The following is a 21,049-nucleotide window of genomic DNA, read 5'->3' on the forward strand; positions in this document are numbered from 1 at the left end:
GGGCGTATCCATTGATATAATGCAACCCGGCTATCTCGCACCTTTAAGACCCGTGGTTTTCCGTCCTCACTTCACAGTAAGTTTGGCTTTGATTTCATACTGTAAATCCGATGTGAATCATAACCTTATGAAATGATACTTTCATTTATCATATGATGTGTTTTTCGTTAATGGTCTCGCAAAATGCTGATTTTATGAGTTAATGCTGGTTCTATATCAACTAACAGTATTTCGAACTAAGGAGAGACAGAGTCCCCCGTCGACCATTCACGCGAAACTGTTGTGGGGTGACTTCAAAATAGGCTTTAAATGCTTTGATGTAAGAAGAGTCGTTTTGATACCCCACTTGATCTGCAATGCTTTGGATGGAGAGCTCTTCGTCCAGCAAAGAGAGTGAATAAATCAGCCGAATTTGTTGCCGCCAAAGTTGAAAAGAGGTGTTGAACTCTTTGGAGAACAAGCGCGACAGAGTTCGCTCGGATGCACCGACTTTCTCTCCCCACTGTTTGAGTGACCAATCCAATGCTGGCGTGTCGGTCAGCGCTTCAAATATCAGCTTTAAGCGTCTGTCTTCTGGCAGCAGTAACTGAAAGGTCTGCACGTTGTCTTTCATGATCTGATCGTTGAGCACGCCTAGCAATCGTGAGACTTCCTCATCACTGACGAACCCTTCGCATTGACGGCGTATTTCCTGTAGCAGCTCGTTCAAGAAAGGAGTGAGAGTGATGGTTCTAACTTGATGCTCGTACTCAGTACCAAACTCAGGGTTCAGATAGATACCAACAAATGTCGTATGGCTTAGCGCGATGGATTCATGTTGAATACCCGCAGGTACAAACAGCGCAGAGGTATGGGGCACAAGGTGTTGGTAGTGATCGGTTTTGGTTTGCAACAGCCCTTTGATAGGGAAGATGACTTGATGCCACGTGTGTTGGTGCATCGCATCAATGTAACCTTTCGGCATATCGATGGTCTTAACCAGTGCCGGTGAGTGGGGATTGGCAGCCATCATCTCATTGGAGGTCATGACACCGGAGTGAGAATCGATTTGGCGGGTTGGCATCATTAACTGTCCTTACATCCCTACTCTGACACGAGTTCACTAGGCTATCATGCTCGGCAAAGTGAATGAAGCCGTGAGGTGCGACGTATGCGGTATCAAGTTGAAATATCCAAAGAAAACCAACTCTTATTCAAAGTCGATATTGATAACATCAACCAAGATAAGTGCGAAGCATCGCTCGAAACCGTGTTGACCAAGTTTCCTAAAACAGAAGGTTATCAACGTCATGTGTTGGTTTCAGATAGCGAAACGCGTTACTTAAAAAGCACAGAAAAGCGCATTGAAGTACTGGCAGCGATTCCGGTATTCAAATCATTGGGCGAGCGCTAACGTGGTCTTGTCTCACGCCGTTTGGCAAATCAGTTTTAGCGATAAGGAAAGAATATGAAGAAGTTAGGCGTAGTTAACAGCGTATTAGCAGGTAAAACCGTTGTCTTTGCACATGGTGCGAAAAGTGCGATTAACAAACAGGTTCTACCGCAGCGTCAGCACGCAACAGAACTGGGTTTTACCAGCGACGAACAAGGCGATCCGCGCTTTCATGGTGGGATTCAAAAAGCCCTTCATATTTACCCAAGTGAGCACTATCCCGTTTGGCAGAAAGAGTTAGGCGATAAAGCAATTTTCCAATCAGCTGGCGCGTTCGGTGAGAACTTAAGCTCAAGCGGCGTAACAGAAGCGTCCATTTGCCTGAAAGATAAAATCCGCATCGGCTCAACCTTGTTAGAAGTATCCCAAGGGCGCATGCCTTGCTGGAAACTCAACGTGCGCTTCGAGCAAAACGACATGGCGAGAAGACTGCAAGACACGCTTCGAACAGGCTGGTACTTCCGAGTGTTGCAAGAAGGCGATATCGGCGCAGGTGACGAAATTATTCTATGCGAAAGACCTTACCCAGACTGGTCATTGGCTCGCATCATGGGCGCAGTATTTACTGGTTGCCTAGATAAAACGGAGCTAAGCCAACTGGCGGAACTTCCATTGGTTGAATCTTGGGGCAAGCTTGTTGAACGCCGCCTAGAAACCGGTGAAGTCGAAGATTGGGAAATGCGTTTGGTTGGTCCGACTGCGGGTTAATTCCTTCCTCTCTTCCCTAAAGTGACCAAACTTATAAGCCACACACCTGATATCGTCAGGTTTGTGGCTTTTTGTTCTTCCTATCTTGTTGAATTATCGACACAAGCAACCAGCCTCTTTTTCTAAAGTTCTATCCTTTGAGCTTACTAACATAACCAACGATAAATAGCCGCTACACTCAGCCACGTTTCATCTTCCTTTGTTTACCCTGTTACCCTCTTGGAGAAATCGAGTGGCAACCATGAAAGACGTCGCGGACATGGCTGGCGTATCTACGGCAACAGTCTCGCGTGTTATCAATCGCACCAGTTATGTTGAACCAGTGACACAAGAACGAGTCGAGCGCGCGATTAAAGAACTCAACTACCGCCGCGATGCACGAGCAACAGCGCTGGCGAACCGCAGCAATAATACGCTTGGCCTATTAACTGGCAACTTAGCCGATCCGTTCTTCGCTTTGATCGCCAAGAGCGTTGAAGAAGTGGCCCGTGCCAATGGTTGCCAGTTGGTCGTAGTCAGTGGCGGGCACAATGCACAACGAGAAAAAGAAGGGCTCGACTTTCTCATCAGTCAGGGCTGTGAGGCGATGGTCGTACACTCAAAGATGCTCGATGACACCACGCTGATGCAATACGCTGCACAGCTTCCGGCGATGGTGTTACTCAACCGCACCATTGCACAAATCTCCAATCGTTCAGTCTGGGTAGACAACCGAGTCGGTGCGCGCAAATCGGTCGAATTTTTGATTGAGCAAGGTCATCGCAAGATCGCCTGTGTCACCAGTGATTTGCCCATTGAAGATCGAACCGACCGCCTTGAAGGTTATCGAGACGCGATGAATGCAGCCAATTTGGCGATCCCAACGGGTTGGGTAATCAACCAAAACTTCAGCGAGTCTGGAGGAGAACAAGCAGGTCGCCAGCTTATTCAATCCTGTCCGGGCGTCACTGCGGTGGTGACGTTTAACGACGTAATGGCAGCTGGCTTAATGGCAAGTTTGCATGAGCAGGGTTTGTCGGTCCCAGATGATATCTCCGTGGTTGGATTTGATGATGTGTTGCTTGCTCGCTACCTCTATCCAAGATTGACCACCATGCATAACCCGATTGATGAAATGTCGACTTATGCAGCGAAACTGGCGCTAAATTTGAGTAAAGATGGTTATTCTCCACCGAACTTACATCAATTCGAAGCAAGCTTAGTCTGCCGTCAAACCGTCAAAGCAATAAAAAAGATCGGATAAAAATGTGATGAATCTTACATTCGCACACCTCATGTAAGCGCTTACATGAAAACAACACACCGCTCTCATTTTGCCTATTATGTGACCGTTACTATCCATTCCGAACAAACCCTACATCGATCCTGAGGATAAATAACATGACAAATTCTAAGCCTCTGCCGTCGTTCGGATTAGCACTCGCCCCTATTGCGGTGATGTTTGCACTTCTGGCTGTCGGATACGGAATACTCGGACTTCGCATTGAAGTTCTGTTGCTGATTTCAGCTGCCTTTACTGGTCTTATCGCGTGGAAGATCGGTTACAACTGGGATGACATCATTAACGCCATCGTAGAAAAGCTGGCGAAGGCGATGCCAGTTATTCTGATTTTGGTCTCGGTTGGTGGTTTGATTGCCAGCTGGATGGTCAGCGGCACAATCCCTTACATGGTTTACTGGGGACTAAAAGTCATCAGCCCTGAATACATTCTTATTGCCGCTTTCTTTGTAACCAGTGTCGTTTCCGTTTGTACCGGTACGTCTTGGGGTTCTGCAGGTACTGTTGGTGTCGCACTGATGGGAGTGGCAGCAGGTCTTGACGTCTCGCTCGCAGCTGCGGCTGGTGCAGTGGTATCTGGCGCGTACTTTGGTGACAAAATCTCACCGTTATCAGATTCAACCAACTTTGCGCCTGTCGTTTCAGGTACCACCTTGTATGAACACATTCAACACATGCTTTACACCACTCTGCCGGGTTTTGTGATTGCATCTGTGGTGTTCTTCTTTGCGGGTCAAAGCGCTGATATCGCGAACATTCACGAGCCAGAGAAAGTTGTTCAAATCATCTCGGGCTTAGATAATCTATACAACTTCAACATTCTCCTTCTTATCCCGCCAGTGATGATCCTATGGGGCGCGTTAACTAAGAAGCCAGTTCTGCCATTAATGCTTGGCGCATCGGCTATCGCGATTGTTTTAGGCATGTTTTTCCAAGACTTCACACTAAAACAAGGCTTCCAAGCCTACGTAGACGGCTTCAACCTAGCCATTTTTGAGGCAAATGGTCACAGCGTAAATGGCTTAGTGCCAGATATCGCCAAGCTGCTTAACCGTGGCGGTCTGTTCTCAATGATGAGCACGATTTTGTTAGTATTCTGTGCCTTTGCCTTCGCTGGTATTTTGAGCCTAACCGGCGCACTAAACGTGGTGCTAGGCAAATTCCTACATGCGATTCACACCACAGGTCAGCTGATTGCTTCGACCGTTGTGGCAACCATCACTGTGGTTTTCACCACTTCTGACGGCAAGTTAGCGCTGTTGATTCCGGGTGAGTTGTTCCAAAACGCTTACCGCAAAATGGGCTTAGACACGAAGAATCTGTCTCGAACCATCGAAGACGCCGGCACCATTATCGAGCCATTGGTTCCTTGGACAGCAGCGGGTATCTACATGGCAGGTACGCTAGGCGTGGCAACCTTGGATTACCTACCATGGGCGATTCAATGTTACACCGGCGTCATCTTCGCTCTGATTTATGGCTTCACCGGCTTTGGTATCGCAAAAGCAAAGCCAGAACAAAACGAACAACTGATTGCTGAAGAGCATTCAAATACACCAGCAGTAGAAACAAAATAAGGTAAATCATTGATGAACGCTTTCGACCAAATTCTGAACCGCAAGGAAAGTGGCTCTGTTAAATGGGACTTTATGCAGCAAAAGCTGGGATTGGCTGGGACGGATTTACTCCCGATGTGGGTGTCCGATTATGATTTTAAAGCGCCACAAGTGGTGTTAGACGCACTACAACAACGTGTGAAGCATGGGATTTTTGGTTACGCAGAACGCGATGATGCGTACTACCAAGCCACTATCGATTGGTATCAAAACCAACATGCTACCAACGTTGAGCGTGACTGGATCACTACGGTACATGGCGTACTTCCTGGGCTCGCGATGGCATTACAAATGCTCACCGAAAAAGGCGATGGCATCGTAATGCAAAGTCCGGGATATGGCTCCTTCCGTAAGATCATTGAATTCAACGATCGTGTTGTCGTCGAGAACCCACTGACGGAAACCAACGGCGACTATCAACTCGACTTTGATCATCTCGAAACCTGCTTTGCTAATGGTGCAAAAGCAATGATCTTCTGCAATCCACATAACCCAACGGGGCGAGTTTGGTCTGAAAGCGAAATGACAAAGGTTGCCGAACTGTGTGAGCAATACCAAGTGTGGCTGCTAAGTGATGAAATATGGGGCGATTTAGTGGTTGGCGATGCGCAGTACTACTCGGCTTTGCGTCTTCCACAAAATCTCACAAAACGTCTGATCGTGGCTACGGCTGCAAGCAAGACGTTTGGCTTGTCTTCACTGCGAATCTCTAACTTTATGATTCCAGATGAATCACTCCGAGCACAGTTTACTCGCAGGCTAGATGCGCATGGCATGGACGTGTTCAATAGCCTATCGATGAGTGCCGCGACTATTGCTTATCAAGAGTGCTCCGGTTGGTTGGTGGACTTAAAAGACTACCTGCGAGCTAATATCGCCAAACTTGAGCTGTTTGTAGAAACGGAACTGCCAGATGTGAGATTTGTCGCCCCACAAGCAGGCTATTTGGCTTGGTTAGATTGTCGTGCGCTTAAAGTGACCGACTCCGAGCTGGAACAAAAATTTGTATCGGCAGGGCTTGTCCCGAGCATGGGCATAGCTTTCGGTAAAGAAGGCTCAGGCTTTGTTCGCCTTAACCTAGGCTGCCCAGCTGGCACACTGGATGAAGCCTTGGTAAGAATCAAACATGCACTAAGCTAACCATACAAACAACAGATAAAACAAAGCCACGCTTCTCGTATTGAAGCGTGGCTTTTGTTTATTTGGCTGTGTTTATTTAGCTTTAGGCGCTTGGCGCTTCGGCTTGCCTTGGAACTGCTTAATGCTCTTTTTGGCATTGGTTCGGCGGTTGGCTTTTTTATCGCGTGGGGCGCGTTTGCTTTCGCCTGTTGATGGCTTATCCGTTACTGGGAAACCTTCAAGATCTTGCGTTGGCAATTCACGTTGCGTCAAGTTACGGATCGCGGTAAGAGCTTCGGCTTCGCCATGACAGACCAGCGACATTGCGACACCTTGCTCACCTGCACGGGCTGTACGCCCAACTCGGTGAACGTAAGTCTCTGCGTGCATTGGCAGCTCAAAGTTAATCACCACCGGCAGTTGCTCGATGTGAATACCGCGAGCTAATAGATCGGTAGCGATCAACACCTGTGTTTGCCCAGATTTAAACTGCGCCAGCGCGTCTTCTCGCTCTGCTTGGCTCTTATTACCGTGCAGCGCATTGGTTGTGATTCCAGCTTTGTTCAACTTCTTCGCCAAACCATCAGCGTTCTCTTTCGCGCCAATGAATACCAATACCTGCGCCCATGCATTTTGCTTGATAAGTTCAATCAACGCTTTGGTTTTGCTGCCTTTGTTGACGAGATATAGCGTTTCGACAATATCTTGATTGGTGCTGTTTTCTTGATGAGCTGCTACCTGTTTTGGCGCATGCATCAGCTGCTTGGCTTTGCCCTTCAACTCATCTGAAAACGTTGCTGAGAACATTGCGGTTTGACGCTGGTTTGAAACCTGCCCTGCAATATTTTGCACGTCAGGCCAAAAGCCCATATCCAACAAGCGATCCGCTTCATCCAACACTAGGTAATGGATATTACTCAGGTCCAAACCGTTGTTCGCCAGATCAACTAAACGACCTGTTGTCGCCACAAGAATTTTAGGGTTTGCCGCAAGTGCTTGTAGTTGCGCCTCTTTATCAACGCCACCACACAAATACACTGCGTTGAGACCAATAGCTTGACCAACTTGGTTAATCGCCTCGCTTACTTGCGTTGCCAGCTCACGCGTTGGTACTAGAATCAGCGCTTTGTGCTCTGGATTCACACTTAGCTTTTCCAACAAAGGCAAACCATAAGCAAGGGTTTTGCCGCTGCCCGTGTTTGCTAATGCCAATACGTCTTTACCACTGAGTAGCTCAGGAATTGCCAAAGCCTGAATATCGGTTGGCTTCTTGAAGTCTTTTGGCAGTGCGTGAATCAGCTCAGAACTCAAAGAGAGAGTAGAAAATGGCATTAGCTTAACCTTGTGCTTTTGATTGAAGAGGCAGTAAAAGATGCGGTAAATCGCAGGCGCGGACTTTACCACAATCTTTTTAGGAACCATCCAATTTTATACCAGCCCCTTCGACATGAAACACTATTTCGATGGTTGGTAAGTACCTCGGATTGGGTAGTTGTTCTCAGGATCGCGAATGAATGCTATGCCGGAAAGCAGCACATTTAGATCTGGACGAACAAATGGACCGTTCGAGATATCAATAATTTGCACTCGACCTTTATCATTAACCACAAACAAACCCGGCTCAGCAAACAAGTGGTCCGTTTCTTTTTCTGAACGCGGCTCTGAGATATACAGACCAAGGGTTTGCATCTGTTCTAAACTCAAGCCGTAAGCAATAGGAAAGTTCACTGAGATCTGTTCCCTATGTTTCGCGACCTGCTCTTTGCTGTCCGCTGATACCGCCACAATATCAACACCAATTTCTAAGAACTTCGCTTTAAGCCCTTCTAACTCGTTCAAGTAGCGTGTACATAATGGGCAATGTTTGCCTCGATACACCACCACTAATCGCCAAGTAGCTGGTTCAGATGGCTGACCCACCTCAATAGTATTGCCATCAAAGGTTGGCAAAGAAATAGACGGAAATAAATCACCTGCGTTGAATTTGTTCATTGTCATTTTTCCTTTTGCTCTAACGAGCATCATTAAGGGCATTCTGTAAGGCATTGATATAACTTTTAGACATCTGCTTAGATACCGAAGCATCTGGCACAAACATCTGACCACCGTGATATACGCCAGGGAATACGGCAAGCTCAGTCGACACACCTGCATCCATGAGCCTTTGAGCATAATCAATCACTTCGTCACGGAACAAGTCAACCGTGCCCACCGTAATGTAAGTTTTTGGTAGTCCAGTGACATCTTTTGCTCTTGCGGCGGCCGCATACGGAGAGGCATCTTCACCAGGCGTGCCATTTAAATACATCTCCCACGCATTAAAAGAGGTTTGGCGATTCCAAACTGGATAGTCCTCGACTGATCCTGATGGTGTTGCATGCAAGTTATCTAGCATCGGGTACAACAATAGCTGCAGGGCAATTTTTGGTCCGTGTTCATCACGATTACGCAAAGCCAAACTAGCCGCCATGCCAGCGCCAGCGCTCTCGCCTCCAATTGCTATACGTTGTGGATCAACGCCCAACTCTTTTGCGTGGCTGACCATCCATAAGAAAGCCGCGTAGCTGTCATTATGGCCAGCTGGAAATGGGTGCTCAGGTGCTAATCGGTATTCAACTGAAACAACGGTCGCATTGACTGCTTTAGCAAACATGCCGGCAAAATCAGTTTCAGCACTACCAAAGATGAAGCCACCACCATGGATCCAAAACAATCCAGATTTAGCGGTACTTAGTATCCCATCAGGTTGATAGATATAAATATTAACCTTTCCATCTTTTGTCTCTATTTGACGTTTTGTCACGGTAACGCCTGCAACACCTTTGGCTTTCAGCATTGGTGCCATCAGTTCTCGAACTTCGTCAACAGAGTCTCGGGTAATGTCGCTCAACTGGGGAGGTAACATAGATAACGGTGCGGTTAGCGCAGGATCAATCCGACTACGTATTCCTGTTGATGATTGACTCTCAATCAAAGGGTTAGTCTGGTGCGATGCGCTACCTTGAGATGCATCATCAGCATATGCAAATCCCGATGTTAAGGTGCTTAAGCCTAATAATGCGGTTACAAAAGGGAGCATCATATTTTGGTATTTCATGGAAGTTTCCTCCCGATACAATAACTAGTATCGATTTTGAAGCAGCAAACCTTGCGCCAAGTCGTTTAAACGCAAGGGTAAATATAAGCGATCAGCTCATAGCTTGAGCGGTCTACATGCTATAGGATGAAATCAACGACTGATGTACTTATAGCTCTCATCTGCCTCGTCACGTTTACCAACGTATTTGTTCTCAAAATCAGGAGACCATACTGCGCTCGCATTTTGGTTTTGGTTCCAATCGAAAACAGTAAAGCGATGCACCATTTTCCAAACACCATCACGGCGTTCAAAGCGGTACAAGTGACGGCCACCTAAAATGCCCTCTTTGTCGACACCATCTTCTTCGTGCACGTGATACGCCCACACATAGCTCTCTGCTGTTGCAGTATCACCATCCACTTCGATGAGAACGTTGCTGATACGGTGCTGAGTGACCTTAATCGCTTCAAAACCTTTCATTGCTGGTTCTACAAAAGCGTGAGCATTATCGTTGTAGAAAAATAAGTCTGGGAAAATAGGGTCTTGATGGTCTTCAATGGCATCTTCCCAATAAGTGGACTTCATCAGCTCTGCGTCCATACGATCTAAAGAACGAGCATGACGAAAAATAACTTCTGTAATGTCCTGTTTATCAAGTAGTTGTTGTAGTTTTTGTTGTATATCCATGAGTGCCTCCAGTGGCTATCTAATCTTAGTAATTCTTAGTGCTGCGTTGTCTTGCGGCTTGGTAGGGATAATAGAACTAAACAAAAGCGACTAAAACTAAACTACAATGACTACTATCTATTCGTATTTAGAATAATTGAGAACACTAATGGACCAACTAAGCGCAATGCGTGCATTTGTTCGAGTGGTACAGACGGGCAGCTTTTCTGCCACGGGTCGTGAGATGAATACCTCACAAACGACAATCAGCAAAAAAGTGGCAGCGTTAGAGAAAAAAATCGGCGTCAAACTTCTTGCTCGAAGCAGTCGCGATCATGCTTTAACGCCAGCAGGCGCGAGGTATTATCAAACTTGCGTTGATATTTTAGGTGAACTGGATGAAGCCGAAACTGCGGCAAGATCGGAGACAGCTTCTCCCCAAGGAACAGTGCGTATCTCTGCTCCCGTTGCGTTTGGTCGCATTCTGCTTGCACCCATCATGGCCGAGTTTTTCCAGCGCTATCCGGATATCAAAGTGGATTTACGACTCAGTGACCGACACACAGACTTGATCAGCGATGGCATTGACGTGGCAATTCGAGCGAGACAATTAGAGGATTCAACGCTGGTTGCACGCCATTTATTTGATAACCCGATGTTAGTCTTAGCGGCTCCGAGTTATTTAGACAGAAATGAAACCCCGAAAAAACCAGATGATCTGACACAACACAACTGTTTGATCTATTCTGACATGCAAGAGGTCAATATTTGGCGTTTTACAAAAGAAGATAAAGAACACTCGGTGGCGGTTAGTGGTAACTTTCAAAGTGACAACGGCGATGTGCTGTTAGACGTTGCACTCACCGGAATGGGTATAGTGATATTACCCATTTGGATGGTGGAATCGCACATTAAAGCGGGCCGACTCAAACAAATCATGAGTGATTACTTAGGGCAAAACTTGCCTTTCAATGCCGTGTACTTACAAAGCCGATATACACCTCTTAAAGTTCGCTGCTTGATTGATTATCTGAAAGACAAACTGCCCAACACTTAAAGGCTCTCTTCGCATAAAAAAGCGCAGAACCGAGACTCTGCGCTTTTTAAAGTAGTTTTACATTGTAAATCGTTACTTGGTGTAGAACGCGCGCTTCAGTGCCATTTCTAAACCACGCACTTCAGCAAGGCCTTTCAAGCGACCGATAGCCGAGTAACCAGGGTTAGTCTTTTTCTTCAAATCATCCAGCATTTGGTGACCATGGTCGGGACGCATTGGAATCAAACGGTGATCGCCTACTTCTGCGCGGCGTTGTTCTTCATCCAGAATCGCCATCACCACGTTGTACATATCCACATCGCCATCTAGGTGCGCGGCTTCGTGGAATGTCATTGGGTTACTTTCTTCACGCTTGGTTGAACGCAAGTGAGTGAAGTAAACACGGTCACCGTGCTTTTTAATCATTTTCACTAGGTCGTTGTCACCACGCACACCGTAAGAGCCGGTACACATGGTTAAGCCGTTCATCTTACTCGGTACTTTTTCGGTTAACCAGTCGATGTCTTCGATGGTCGAAACGATACGCGGCAAACCAAGAATTGGACGCGGTGGATCGTCTGGGTGTACTGCTAGCTTCAAACCATGCGATTCACACACTGGCATTAACTCCGCCAAGAAGTACGCCATGTGCTCACGCAGTTTGTCTTTGCTAATACCAGCATAGCGGTCCAATTGTGCTTGGAACTCTTCTAACGTGTAACCTTCTTCAGCACCAGGCAAACCAGCGATGATGTTGCTTGTCAGTTGTTGGATTTGCTCCGCCGTCATGTTGTTGAAGTACTCAAGCGCTTGGGCTTGCTCAGCTTCGGTGTAATCCGCTTCTGCGCCCGGGCGTTTAAGAATGTGTAGCTCAAATGCCGCAAATGCAATTTGGTCAAAGCGTAGCGCTCGAGAACCATCTGGCATTTCAAATTCAAGGTCAGTACGTGTCCAGTCTAGTACTGGCATAAAGTTGTAGCAGACCGTATCTACGCCGCACTCTGCAAGATTACGCAGCGTTTGTTTGTAGTTGTCGATCCATTGTTGGAAGTTGCCCGTCTGAGTTTTGATTTCTTCGTGAACAGGAACACTTTCAACCACCGACCACGTTAAGCCTTTCTCTTCGATGATGGCTTTACGTTTTAAAATCTCTTCTTTCGACCACACTTCACCATTTGGAATGTGGTGTAAGGCATTCACGATGCCTGTTGCGCCAGCTTGACGAATATCGTCTAGCGACACTGGGTCATTCGGACCGTACCAACGCCAAGTTTGTTCCATGACACTCACCTTTTTTAAGACGCACTCAGCCCGCTCGAATTATTCAAACTAAGTGCACAACGACTTCTTAATATGCAGCCACGATAATGCTGCTGCGCTGACTAGAGCCGACCGAAGCCGGCAATGTGGTTAACCGTTTTCAGCGCCCTGCAGAACAACAGGGTTGGAACTGAATAAGTAACCATCAAAATTTGGGTCATCGATGTCAGACAGCTCCAACAGGCGCTGTTTAACGTTTTCAAGGTGTTGCCACATGGCATTTTTTGCAGCGATTGGATCTTTGCGCTGCAATGCGGCAAGGATTTTGGCGTGATCGTCTAACCACTCTTCACGGTAGTCTTGACCAGCAATGTGGGAATGAAGTTTCTTCCACATTGGGCTGCTCTCGCGTCGCTCCCAAGATTGCTTCAGCATGTCCACCAGCACAGAGTTTTGAGTTGCCTCTGCAATGCACATGTGAAACTTCTCATCACCGTTGCAGTCTGCGGTGCCACTGGCGAGTTCTTCTCGTTCTAACTCAAGTGCTGCACGCATTTTCACGATGTCGCCTGGCGTTACTTGCATCGCTGCAAATTCCGCAATGTTACTTTCAAGCAACTGGCGAGCTTGGAGCATTTCAAACGGACCGGCATCATCGCTGATCACGTTTTCACGGGAGTTCGGTTGAGATGGAATATTGATGACATATACCCCAGAACCTTTCTTCACTTCGACAAGGTTTTCCAGCTCAAGCATGATGATCGCTTCACGCACTACTGTGCGGCTAACGTCGAGACGTTCTGCGATATCGCGCTCAGGCGGCAACCTATCACCAACCTTGTACAGGCCGTTGATTAACTCTTGTCTTAGGACTAGACCGGTTTCTTGATACGGTCTTTTCGGTTCAAAAGGCATCATGATGATATTATCACTATATTCCATCTAACTTCTCACGCCATCATAACGACCAATAACAATTGGTCAACCTCTATGTACCAGAATGTGGTAACACCTTGTTTTCGATTGTTTCGTACTAATTAAATTGTGAATTATTGAACGGCTTTAATTTTCTCAACCAATTCATTTAATTCAGGATTTGTCTTTTCTAGGTCTGCATACATTGGTTGAACCGCTTCAGCAAATGCCGCTTTATTTGGCTCTACAAAAGTCACGCCCATCTTCTCTGCTTTCGCGCGCTCTTTCGCTTCAGACTCAGCCCATAGCTTCTTCATGTATTCCGAAGAGTCTGCCGCTGCTTTCATCAGTGCTTTTTGCTGCTCAGGCGTTAGCTTGTCGTAAGTCTTCGTTGAGATAACCAAAACATCCGGAACCATAGTGTGCTCATCTAAGCTGAAGTACTTCGATACTTCACTGTGACGGCTCAAGCTGAACGATGGGATGTTATTTTCCGCCGCATCGACCACGCCTTGTTGCAATGCCGTGTATAGCTCACCGTATGCCAATGGTGTTGGGTTACCACCTAACGCTTTTACCATCGCAATCGCTGATGGGCTTGGCTGTACGCGCACTTTCAGACCTTTTAGATCTTCCGGTGTATTAATTGGTTTGTTGGTGTAGAAGCTACGCGCACCCGCATCGTAGTAAGTCACACCAATAAAGCCGCTGTCCGCTGAAGAATTCAGGATTTCACGACCTACTTCACCGTCTGTCACTTTGTAGTAGTGGTCTTTATCGCGGAACAAGTAAGGCATGTTGAATGCTGCGTAAGCTGGGGAGAAAGCTTCCAATTCTGCTGCGTTGCTCTTCACCATATCTAGAGCGCCGTTTTGCATTAGCTCCATCGATTCACGCTGTGTACCTAGCTGTGCATCAGGGTAAATGCGGATACGAACTTCACCGTCTGTCATTTCACGAACTTCTTTTGCCATAAAGTCCATTGCTTTATGCACGGCATGGTCACGAGGGTGGTTGTGACTCAGCTTCAAAGTGGTCGCAGCATAAGCAGAAGCGGTGGCGCCGAAGGTCATTGCAGCACCGACTACAGCGCTTAAAAGAGTCTTACGCGTCATCATTGTTCTATTCTCCTTGGATTGGTTGTCCAATATGTAGGGTAGTTTTAATTTTTTAACGGTATTTCTTGTTTCGAGGCCATTATTGGCGATCAAAAAACCTATCGTCAAAACAAAAATGCAAATTGATTGACCAAAATCACAATCACAACCCTTAAATTGGTCAACCAATCCAATTGTGAACCTGCTCACGTGACAACCAAATCGGCTAACTTATAATCCGACCAGAAAGATTAGCGTATGTTACTGCCCTACACAGAAACAACTTCTTACATTGGTTAACCAGTTGTTATGAGGTACGCGTATTTACTTAAAGGAAATAAAAATGAATAAATTGGTCAAATACATCAACAGGGGGCTGGCCGCCTTTACGGTCTCTCTCTCGACCTTCCTCGTCATTTGCGTAGTCTGGCAAGTGTTATCACGCTATGTGATTGGCAAACCAAGCACCGTTACTGACGAACTTGCTCGCTATCTCTTTATGTGGGTTGCGTTAATTGGCGCGGCATACACCACTGGTCTTAAACGCCACCTTGCTATCGACTTGCTAACAATGAAGCTGCAAGGCAAGCGCAAACTCATCAATGAAATCGTCATCCAAATTGCCATCGCACTGTTCTCTTACGTGGTGTTGGTTCACGGCGGTACACAACTCGCACTGAAAACACTGGCAACTGGCCAGTTAACACCAGCGCTTGGCTTGGAAATGGGCTACATCTACTTCTGCCTACCAATCAGTGGCGCACTGATGATCTTCTACTCTGCGGTATTTGCTTTCGACCGTGTAAAACAATTGACGTCTGGTGAAGCCCTACTCACCGACACACAACTTGATTAATCGAGGGTTCCACAATGGAATGGCAATTAATTCTCACCCTATTCGGTAGCTTCGCGGTCTTATTGACGATTGGCGTACCAGTTTCTTTCGCTATCGGTTTGTCATCGCTAGCCACTATTTTAATGAGCTTACCGCTAGAACCTGCGATCGCCGTTGTCGCGCAGCGTATGGCGGCAGGCCTTGATAACTTTGCTCTACTGGCAATCCCGTTCTTTATCTTGGCGGGTAACATCATGAACCAAGGTGGTATCGCGCTGCGTCTTATCAACTTTGCAAAAGTGCTTGGTGGCCGCCTTCCTGGTTCACTTGCACACGTGAACGTAATGGCGAACATGATGTTTGGTTCGATTTCTGGCTCTGCGGTAGCGTCTGCAGCAGCGGTGGGCGGCACCATGTCTCCTCTGCAAAAGAAAGATGGCTACGATGAAAACTTCTCTGCAGCAGTGAACATCACTTCTTGCCCGTCTGGTTTGTTGATTCCACCAAGTAACACACTGATCGTGTTCTCATTGGTATCAGGTGGTACGTCTATCGCGGCACTGTTCCTAGCGGGTTACATTCCTGGCATCTTGATGGGGCTAAGCATCATGGTGGTAGCAGGTATCATTGCAAAACGCCGTGGCTACCCAGTGGCAGCACGCCCTTCTCTGGCTATGGTTTGGAATACCTTCTTGAAAGCAGCCCCATCTTTGGCACTGATTGTGATCATCATGGGTGGCATCATTGGCGGTATCTTTACGGCAACAGAAGCCTCAGCTATCGCGGTGGTTTATACCTTTGTGCTAGCGGTGTTGATTTACCGCGAAGTGAAATGGCGTGACATTCCAAAGATCATCCTAGAGTCTGCGGTGACCACTTCTATCGTATTGCTACTGGTTGGCGCATCAATGGGCATGTCTTGGGCGATGGCGAACGCCGATATTCCTTACATGATTGCAGATGCCCTACTTGCTATCTCTGACAACCCAATGATGATTCTACTTATCATCAACGTCATTCTGCTGATTGTCGGTATCTTCATGGACATGACACCAGCGGTACTGATCTTTACGCCTATCTTCCTGCCAATCGCACTGGATATGGGTATTGACCCTGTACACTTCGGCATCATGATGACCTTCAACTTGGCTATCGGTATCTGTACCCCACCAGTAGGTAGCGCGTTGTTCATCGGTTGTTCTGTGGCGAACGTTGCCATCGACAAAGTGATTAAGCCTCTACTTCCATTCTACGTTGCACTGATTGCAGCCCTAATGGCCGTAACCTTTATTCCTCAGCTAAGCCTGTTCTTGCCTAACCTTGTTCTTGGCTACTAAGCGCTTGGTTATAAGTTTTAGATTACGCATTATTAAAATACACCATCCCGCAGGTTCGCCTGCGGGAAAAGGGATACCAAAATGAAGACTATTTCGAACTCCACTCTGAATGACCACGTTCTGCTTCCGGACTACGACCGCTCAACACTTAAAAGCCGTATTGTTCACCTTGGTTTCGGTGCTTTCCACCGTGCGCACCAAGCTCTATTCACCAATGAAATGTTGAGCAAAACGGGCTCTGACTGGGGCATTTGCGAAATCAACCTATTTGGTGGTGAAGACTTAATTCAATCGCTGCGCGCGCAAGACCACCTCTACACTGTGGCAGAGAAAGGCGCAGAATCGACTGAGGTAAAAGTGATTGGTTCAGTCACCGAATCACTCCACCCAAGCCTCGACAGCATTCAAGCGGTGTTAGAAAAAATGGCAGAGCCACAAGTGGCGATCGTTTCAATGACGATTACCGAGAAAGGCTACTGCGCCGACCCAGCGACGGGCACGCTTGATAAAAACAACCCGCTAGTCATTGCTGACCTTGCCAACCCAACTGAACCAAAGTCAGCACTGGGTTACATCGTGCAAGCACTGAAGATACGCCGTGAACGCGGCCTAACGCCATTTACCGTGATGTCTTGCGATAACGTGCAAGAGAACGGTCACGTAGCAAAAGCAGCGGTACTTGAGTTCGCTCAATTGCTTGACCCAGAATTGCGCGACTGGATTGAAACCAACGTTACCTTCCCTTGCACCATGGTTGACCGCATTGTGCCAGCAGCAACCGAAGAGACACTGACCGAAATCGCTGAGCTACTTGGCTGTGAAGATCCATGTGGTATCGCTTGTGAACCATTCCGCCAATGGGTTATCGAGGATAACTTCGTGGCAGGTCGCCCGGATTGGAACGTGGCTGGCGCAGAATTTGTTGCTGACGTTGTGCCTTACGAAGAAATGAAGCTTCGCATGCTAAATGGTAGCCACTCGTTCTTAGCCTACCTAGGCTACCTTGGTGGTTACGCGCACATCTCTGACACCATGACAGATGAAGGCTACCGCAAAGCGGCATTCGACATGATGATGCAAGCGCAAGCCCCTTCGCTAACCATGCCAGAAGGCACTGATTTAGAAGGCTACGCCAAGCTGCTTATCGAGCGCTTCACTAACCCAAGCTTGAAACACAAAACATGGCAAATCGCGATGGATGGCAGCCAGAAGATCCCACAACGCATGGGCGGCAGCTTACGATTCCATCTTGCTCAAGGTTCTAACTTCTCTTGGTTAGCAACAGCGATTGCAGGTTGGATGCGCTACGTATCCGGCGTGGACGAGCAAGGCAACGACATTGATGTTCGCGATCCAATGGCAGAGACACTACGTCAGACCTGCGACCAACACGGCTTGAACGTTTCTGTTGTGTCTGCGTTGCTCGCTGTTGAAGCCATCTTCCCTGCAGAGCTTGGTCAAAACCCACAAGTGATAGATGCGGTGAGCAGTGCTTACCAATCGCTAATCGATAACGGTGCTCGTGCCACTGTCGCTGCGTTGTAATAGGAGTTAACGATGAAGAATTTCCTGTGTGAAGACTTTTTACTCTCAAACGAAACTGCACGTCGCTTGTACCATGAGCATGCGTTCCACCAGCCAATTTATGATTACCACTGCCACCTAAACCCAGCGGAAGTGGCGCAAAATCGTCAGTTCGATAACTTGGGTCAAATCTGGCTTGAAGGCGATCACTATAAATGGCGTGGTATGCGCTCGGCAGGCATTGAAGAGCGTTTGATTACGGGTGATGCGAGCGATTACGACAAATACATGGCGTGGGCAAAGACGGTTCCTCAAACCTTGGGCAACCCGCTTTACCACTGGACGCACCTAGAACTGCGTCGCCCATTCGGCATTACCAATACGCTGTTTAGCCCAGACACCGCTGACCAAATTTGGCACCAATGTAATGAGTTACTGGCGACACCTGAGTTCACAGCTCGCGGCATCATGCAGCAAATGAACGTCGTAATGGCAGGCACGACCGATGATCCTATCGATTCACTAGAACACCACAAAGCAATCGCAGAAGACGACACCTTTAACGTTAAAGTGCTGCCGAGCTGGCGTCCGGATAAAGCGTTCAAGATTGAATTGGACGTCTTTGCGGATTACATGCACAAACTGGGCGAAGTAGCAGACATTGAAATTCGCCGCTTTGATGATTTATTGAGTGCGCTTGATAAACGTTTGGCACACTTCGATGCACGTGGTTGTCGTGCGGCAGACCACGGCATTGAGATCGTCCGTTACGCACCGATCCCAAGCGAGGCTGATTTAGATGCGTTGCTGGCTCGTCGTTTGAGTGGCGAAGTACTGTCAGAGCTTGAATGTGCGCAGTTCTCTACCGCGGTTCAAGTGTGGCTCGGCAAACGCTACGCGCAGTTGGGCTGGGTAATGCAGCTTCATATTGGCGCACAGCGCAACAACAGCACGCGCATGTTCCAACTACTAGGCGCTGATGCTGGCTTTGACTCGATTGGCGATCGCCCATTTGCTTTTGAACTGGCACATCTATTGGATGAAATGGACCAAACTAACGAGCTGCCTCGCACCATTCTTTACTGTTTGAACCCTCGCGATAACGAAATGATGGCGACCATGATTGGTAACTTCCAAGGTGGCGGCATCGCGGGCAAAGTGCAGTTTGGCTCGGGTTGGTGGTTCAACGATCAGAAAGACGGTATGCAACGCCAAATGGAACAGCTTTCTCAACTTGGTTTGCTCAGCCAATTCGTCGGCATGTTAACCGACTCGCGCAGCTTCTTGTCTTACACTCGCCACGAATACTTCCGCCGCATCTTGTGTGACATGATTGGTCGTTGGGCAGAGAACGGCGAAGTTCCAAATGACCTATCGTTGCTTGGCCCTATGGTCGAAGACATCTGTTTTGGTAACGCAAAACGCTACTTTGAAGAGAGGGCGTAACCAATGAAGCACATCGCCATTATTGGTGAATGTATGATTGAGCTGAATGGCAAACCGTTCGGCTCAATGCATCAAACATTTGGTGGGGATACGCTCAACGCTGCGGTTTATTTGAGCCGCGGCTGCGAAGCCAATAGCAAGCCTGATGAAGTTAAAGTTTCTTACGTTACAGCACTTGGCAATGACCCAATCAGTACGGGCATGCTGACTCGCTGGGAAGACGAAGGCGTATCAACAGACTTAGTGCTGCGCGATGAGACTCGCACGCCGGGTTTGTACTTGATTCAGCTTGATGACCAAGGCGAACGTACATTTTTATATTGGCGTAACCAATCAGCTGCGCGTTACTTACTTCAACATCCTAACTTTGGTCTGGTTAAGCAAGCATTAACTCAAGTGGATGCGGTGTTTCTCAGCGGTATCTCTTTGGCCATCTTGCCAGAAGAAGACCGAATTTCACTGCTCAACTTATTGGTCGAACTGAAAGCCCAGGGCGTTGAAATCGCGTTTGATAGTAACTTCCGCCCAGCACTATGGCCTCAAGACGATAATCAAACCGTCAAAAACGTTTACCAAGCCATGTATCAACTGACGGACGTTGCCTTGGTGACTTTCGATGATGAGCAATTGATCTGGGGTGACGAAGCACCAGAGCAAACCATTGAACGCCTTGCCTCTCTTGGCGTGGGCAAATGCATCGTCAAGCTCGGCGCAGATGGCTGCTTAGTTCAAGACTCAACAAATCAGGGTTCGAGCGCGGCTCTGGCTCCACAAGCCGTGCCAACCCAACCTATCGCTCAAGTGGTGGACACCACATCGGCGGGCGACTCATTCAATGGTGGCTTTTTATCGGCTTACCTTGCTGGCGCCGATCTCGCGACTTCATGTCAAAGAGGCAACGCCCTAGCAGGTGCTGTGATTCAACATCGCGGTGCCATCATTCCCAAAGCATTCACACAACCGGCGCTTGGCGTCGTTTAAGGAACATTCATGTCTAGCATTAAAGAACAATTGAAAGCTCTGAAAGTCATCCCAGTTATCGCCATTGATAAAGCAGAAGACATTATCCCACTGGGTAAAGTACTGGCAGAAAACGGATTACCAGCGGCTGAAATCACCTTCCGTTCAGCAGCGGCTGCAGAAGCGATTCGTCTACTGCGTGAAACCCAGCCAGACATGCTGATTGGCGCAGGTACGGTACTAAACCGCGAGCAAGCAATTGCTGCAAAAGAAGCAGGCGCAACCTTTATCGTATCGCCTGGCTTTAACCCAAATACCGTTAAAGCGTGCCAAGAAATCGGGATTGATATCGTACCGGGTGTGAACAACCCAAGCACAGTTGAAGCCGCACTGGAAATGGGATTAACCACCTTGAAGTTCTTCCCTGCCGAAGCTTCTGGCGGCATCAATATGGTCAAATCACTGCTCGCGCCATACACCGACATTGAACTGATGCCTACTGGTGGCATTAACCCTGCGAACATCAAAGATTACTTAGCTATCCCGCGCGTATTGGCATGTGGTGGTACGTGGATGGTAGACAAGAAGCTGATCGAAGCGGGCAACTGGGAAGAACTTGCTCGCCTAACTCGCGAAGCAGTAGCACTTGTGAATGAGTAATGATTGGTAAGTAATCTTAGACTCTTGGGGAACCCCTTAGCAGTTTAGATAAAGTGCCCAGCCCTCCCTTTGTGGAGGGC

20 protein-coding genes and 1 riboswitch are annotated in these 21,049 nt (G+C 47.7%); of the genes, 12 read left to right on the plus strand and 8 right to left on the minus strand.

Annotated elements, in window-relative coordinates; translation table 11 throughout:
* Positions 1-17 precede the first annotated feature (17 nt).
* Positions 18-97: riboswitch (cyclic di-GMP riboswitch) on the minus strand.
* A gap of 123 nt (positions 98-220) precedes the next feature.
* Complete coding sequence (locus tag ATB78_RS14525) at positions 221-1,066, minus strand: helix-turn-helix transcriptional regulator (RefSeq protein ID WP_061009017.1); 846 nt, start codon at positions 1,064-1,066, stop codon at positions 221-223.
* An 84-nt stretch (positions 1,067-1,150) separates the two neighbouring features.
* Here ATB78_RS14525 and ATB78_RS14530 point away from each other — a divergent pair, with 84 nt between their 5' ends.
* The 5 genes from ATB78_RS14530 (at position 1,151) to ATB78_RS14550 (ending at position 6,175) form a co-directional block, all read left to right on the plus strand.
* Positions 1,151-1,393, plus strand: a complete 243-nt coding sequence (locus ATB78_RS14530) for a hypothetical protein (RefSeq protein WP_009706629.1) — start codon at positions 1,151-1,153, stop codon at positions 1,391-1,393.
* A gap of 54 nt (positions 1,394-1,447) precedes the next feature.
* Entirely contained in the window at positions 1,448-2,140 is a 693-nt protein-coding gene (locus ATB78_RS14535) for an MOSC domain-containing protein (RefSeq protein WP_061009018.1), read from the plus strand.
* A 232-nt stretch (positions 2,141-2,372) separates the two neighbouring features.
* Complete coding sequence (locus tag ATB78_RS14540) at positions 2,373-3,383, plus strand: LacI family DNA-binding transcriptional regulator (RefSeq protein WP_061009019.1); 1,011 nt, start codon at positions 2,373-2,375, stop codon at positions 3,381-3,383.
* 137 nt (positions 3,384-3,520) lie between these two features.
* Entirely contained in the window at positions 3,521-4,996 is a 1,476-nt protein-coding gene (nhaC, locus tag ATB78_RS14545) for a Na+/H+ antiporter NhaC (protein WP_061009020.1), read from the plus strand.
* A 12-nt stretch (positions 4,997-5,008) separates the two neighbouring features.
* The gene (locus ATB78_RS14550) at positions 5,009-6,175 is read left to right on the plus strand and encodes a MalY/PatB family protein (protein ID WP_020195534.1); all 1,167 of its coding nucleotides are present in this window, start codon (positions 5,009-5,011) and stop codon (positions 6,173-6,175) included.
* A 72-nt stretch (positions 6,176-6,247) separates the two neighbouring features.
* On the opposite strand, the gene ATB78_RS14555 is transcribed toward ATB78_RS14550, so the two are convergent.
* The 4 genes from ATB78_RS14555 to ATB78_RS14570 form a co-directional block, all read right to left on the minus strand.
* Positions 6,248-7,486 (minus strand): DEAD/DEAH box helicase, encoded by a 1,239-nt coding sequence (locus tag ATB78_RS14555; RefSeq protein WP_061009125.1) that lies wholly within the window; start codon positions 7,484-7,486, stop codon positions 6,248-6,250.
* A gap of 123 nt (positions 7,487-7,609) precedes the next feature.
* The gene (locus ATB78_RS14560) at positions 7,610-8,152 is read right to left on the minus strand and encodes a peroxiredoxin-like family protein (RefSeq protein ID WP_061009021.1); all 543 of its coding nucleotides are present in this window, start codon (positions 8,150-8,152) and stop codon (positions 7,610-7,612) included.
* Between the two features lie 13 nt (positions 8,153-8,165).
* Positions 8,166-9,251, minus strand: coding sequence for an alpha/beta hydrolase (locus tag ATB78_RS14565; RefSeq protein ID WP_061009022.1), 1,086 nt, complete (start codon positions 9,249-9,251; stop codon positions 8,166-8,168).
* 132 nt (positions 9,252-9,383) lie between these two features.
* Positions 9,384-9,920: a nuclear transport factor 2 family protein gene (locus ATB78_RS14570; RefSeq protein WP_061009023.1), complete on the minus strand. Its 537-nt coding sequence runs from the start codon at positions 9,918-9,920 to the stop codon at positions 9,384-9,386.
* A gap of 148 nt (positions 9,921-10,068) precedes the next feature.
* On the opposite strand from ATB78_RS14570, the gene ATB78_RS14575 reads away from it, so the two are divergent.
* A complete protein-coding gene (locus tag ATB78_RS14575; protein WP_061009024.1) occupies positions 10,069-10,956 on the plus strand; it encodes a LysR family transcriptional regulator in 888 nt (295 codons plus the stop codon).
* Between the two features lie 72 nt (positions 10,957-11,028).
* On the opposite strand, the gene uxuA is transcribed toward ATB78_RS14575, so the two are convergent.
* From uxuA to ATB78_RS14590, 3 genes are all read right to left on the minus strand, one after another.
* Positions 11,029-12,216 (minus strand): mannonate dehydratase, encoded by a 1,188-nt coding sequence (gene uxuA / locus ATB78_RS14580; protein ID WP_061009025.1) that lies wholly within the window; start codon positions 12,214-12,216, stop codon positions 11,029-11,031.
* 129 nt (positions 12,217-12,345) lie between these two features.
* The gene (locus tag ATB78_RS14585; protein WP_009706637.1) at positions 12,346-13,137 is read right to left on the minus strand and encodes an FCD domain-containing protein; all 792 of its coding nucleotides are present in this window, start codon (positions 13,135-13,137) and stop codon (positions 12,346-12,348) included.
* 107 nt (positions 13,138-13,244) lie between these two features.
* Complete coding sequence (locus ATB78_RS14590) at positions 13,245-14,228, minus strand: TRAP transporter substrate-binding protein (protein ID WP_061009026.1); 984 nt, start codon at positions 14,226-14,228, stop codon at positions 13,245-13,247.
* A gap of 322 nt (positions 14,229-14,550) precedes the next feature.
* On the opposite strand from ATB78_RS14590, the gene ATB78_RS14595 reads away from it, so the two are divergent.
* The 6 genes from ATB78_RS14595 (at position 14,551) to ATB78_RS14620 (ending at position 20,969) form a co-directional block, all read left to right on the plus strand.
* A complete protein-coding gene (locus ATB78_RS14595; protein ID WP_009706639.1) occupies positions 14,551-15,063 on the plus strand; it encodes a TRAP transporter small permease in 513 nt (170 codons plus the stop codon).
* Positions 15,064-15,077: 14 nt separating this feature from the next.
* On the plus strand, positions 15,078-16,379 hold the full coding sequence (locus ATB78_RS14600) for a TRAP transporter large permease (protein ID WP_009706640.1): 1,302 nt from the start codon (positions 15,078-15,080) through the stop codon (positions 16,377-16,379).
* Between the two features lie 81 nt (positions 16,380-16,460).
* A complete protein-coding gene (locus ATB78_RS14605) occupies positions 16,461-17,924 on the plus strand; it encodes a fructuronate reductase (RefSeq protein ID WP_061009027.1) in 1,464 nt (487 codons plus the stop codon).
* Between the two features lie 12 nt (positions 17,925-17,936).
* Positions 17,937-19,349: a glucuronate isomerase gene (gene uxaC, locus ATB78_RS14610; RefSeq protein ID WP_061009028.1), complete on the plus strand. Its 1,413-nt coding sequence runs from the start codon at positions 17,937-17,939 to the stop codon at positions 19,347-19,349.
* A 3-nt stretch (positions 19,350-19,352) separates the two neighbouring features.
* Entirely contained in the window at positions 19,353-20,330 is a 978-nt protein-coding gene (locus ATB78_RS14615) for a sugar kinase (RefSeq protein ID WP_061009029.1), read from the plus strand.
* A 9-nt stretch (positions 20,331-20,339) separates the two neighbouring features.
* Positions 20,340-20,969: a bifunctional 4-hydroxy-2-oxoglutarate aldolase/2-dehydro-3-deoxy-phosphogluconate aldolase gene (locus ATB78_RS14620; RefSeq protein ID WP_005429019.1), complete on the plus strand. Its 630-nt coding sequence runs from the start codon at positions 20,340-20,342 to the stop codon at positions 20,967-20,969.
* Positions 20,970-21,049 lie beyond the last annotated feature (80 nt).

This window comes from Vibrio sp. CUB2, from assembly GCF_001557945.1.
Lineage (GTDB): Bacteria > Pseudomonadota > Gammaproteobacteria > Enterobacterales > Vibrionaceae > Vibrio > Vibrio owensii.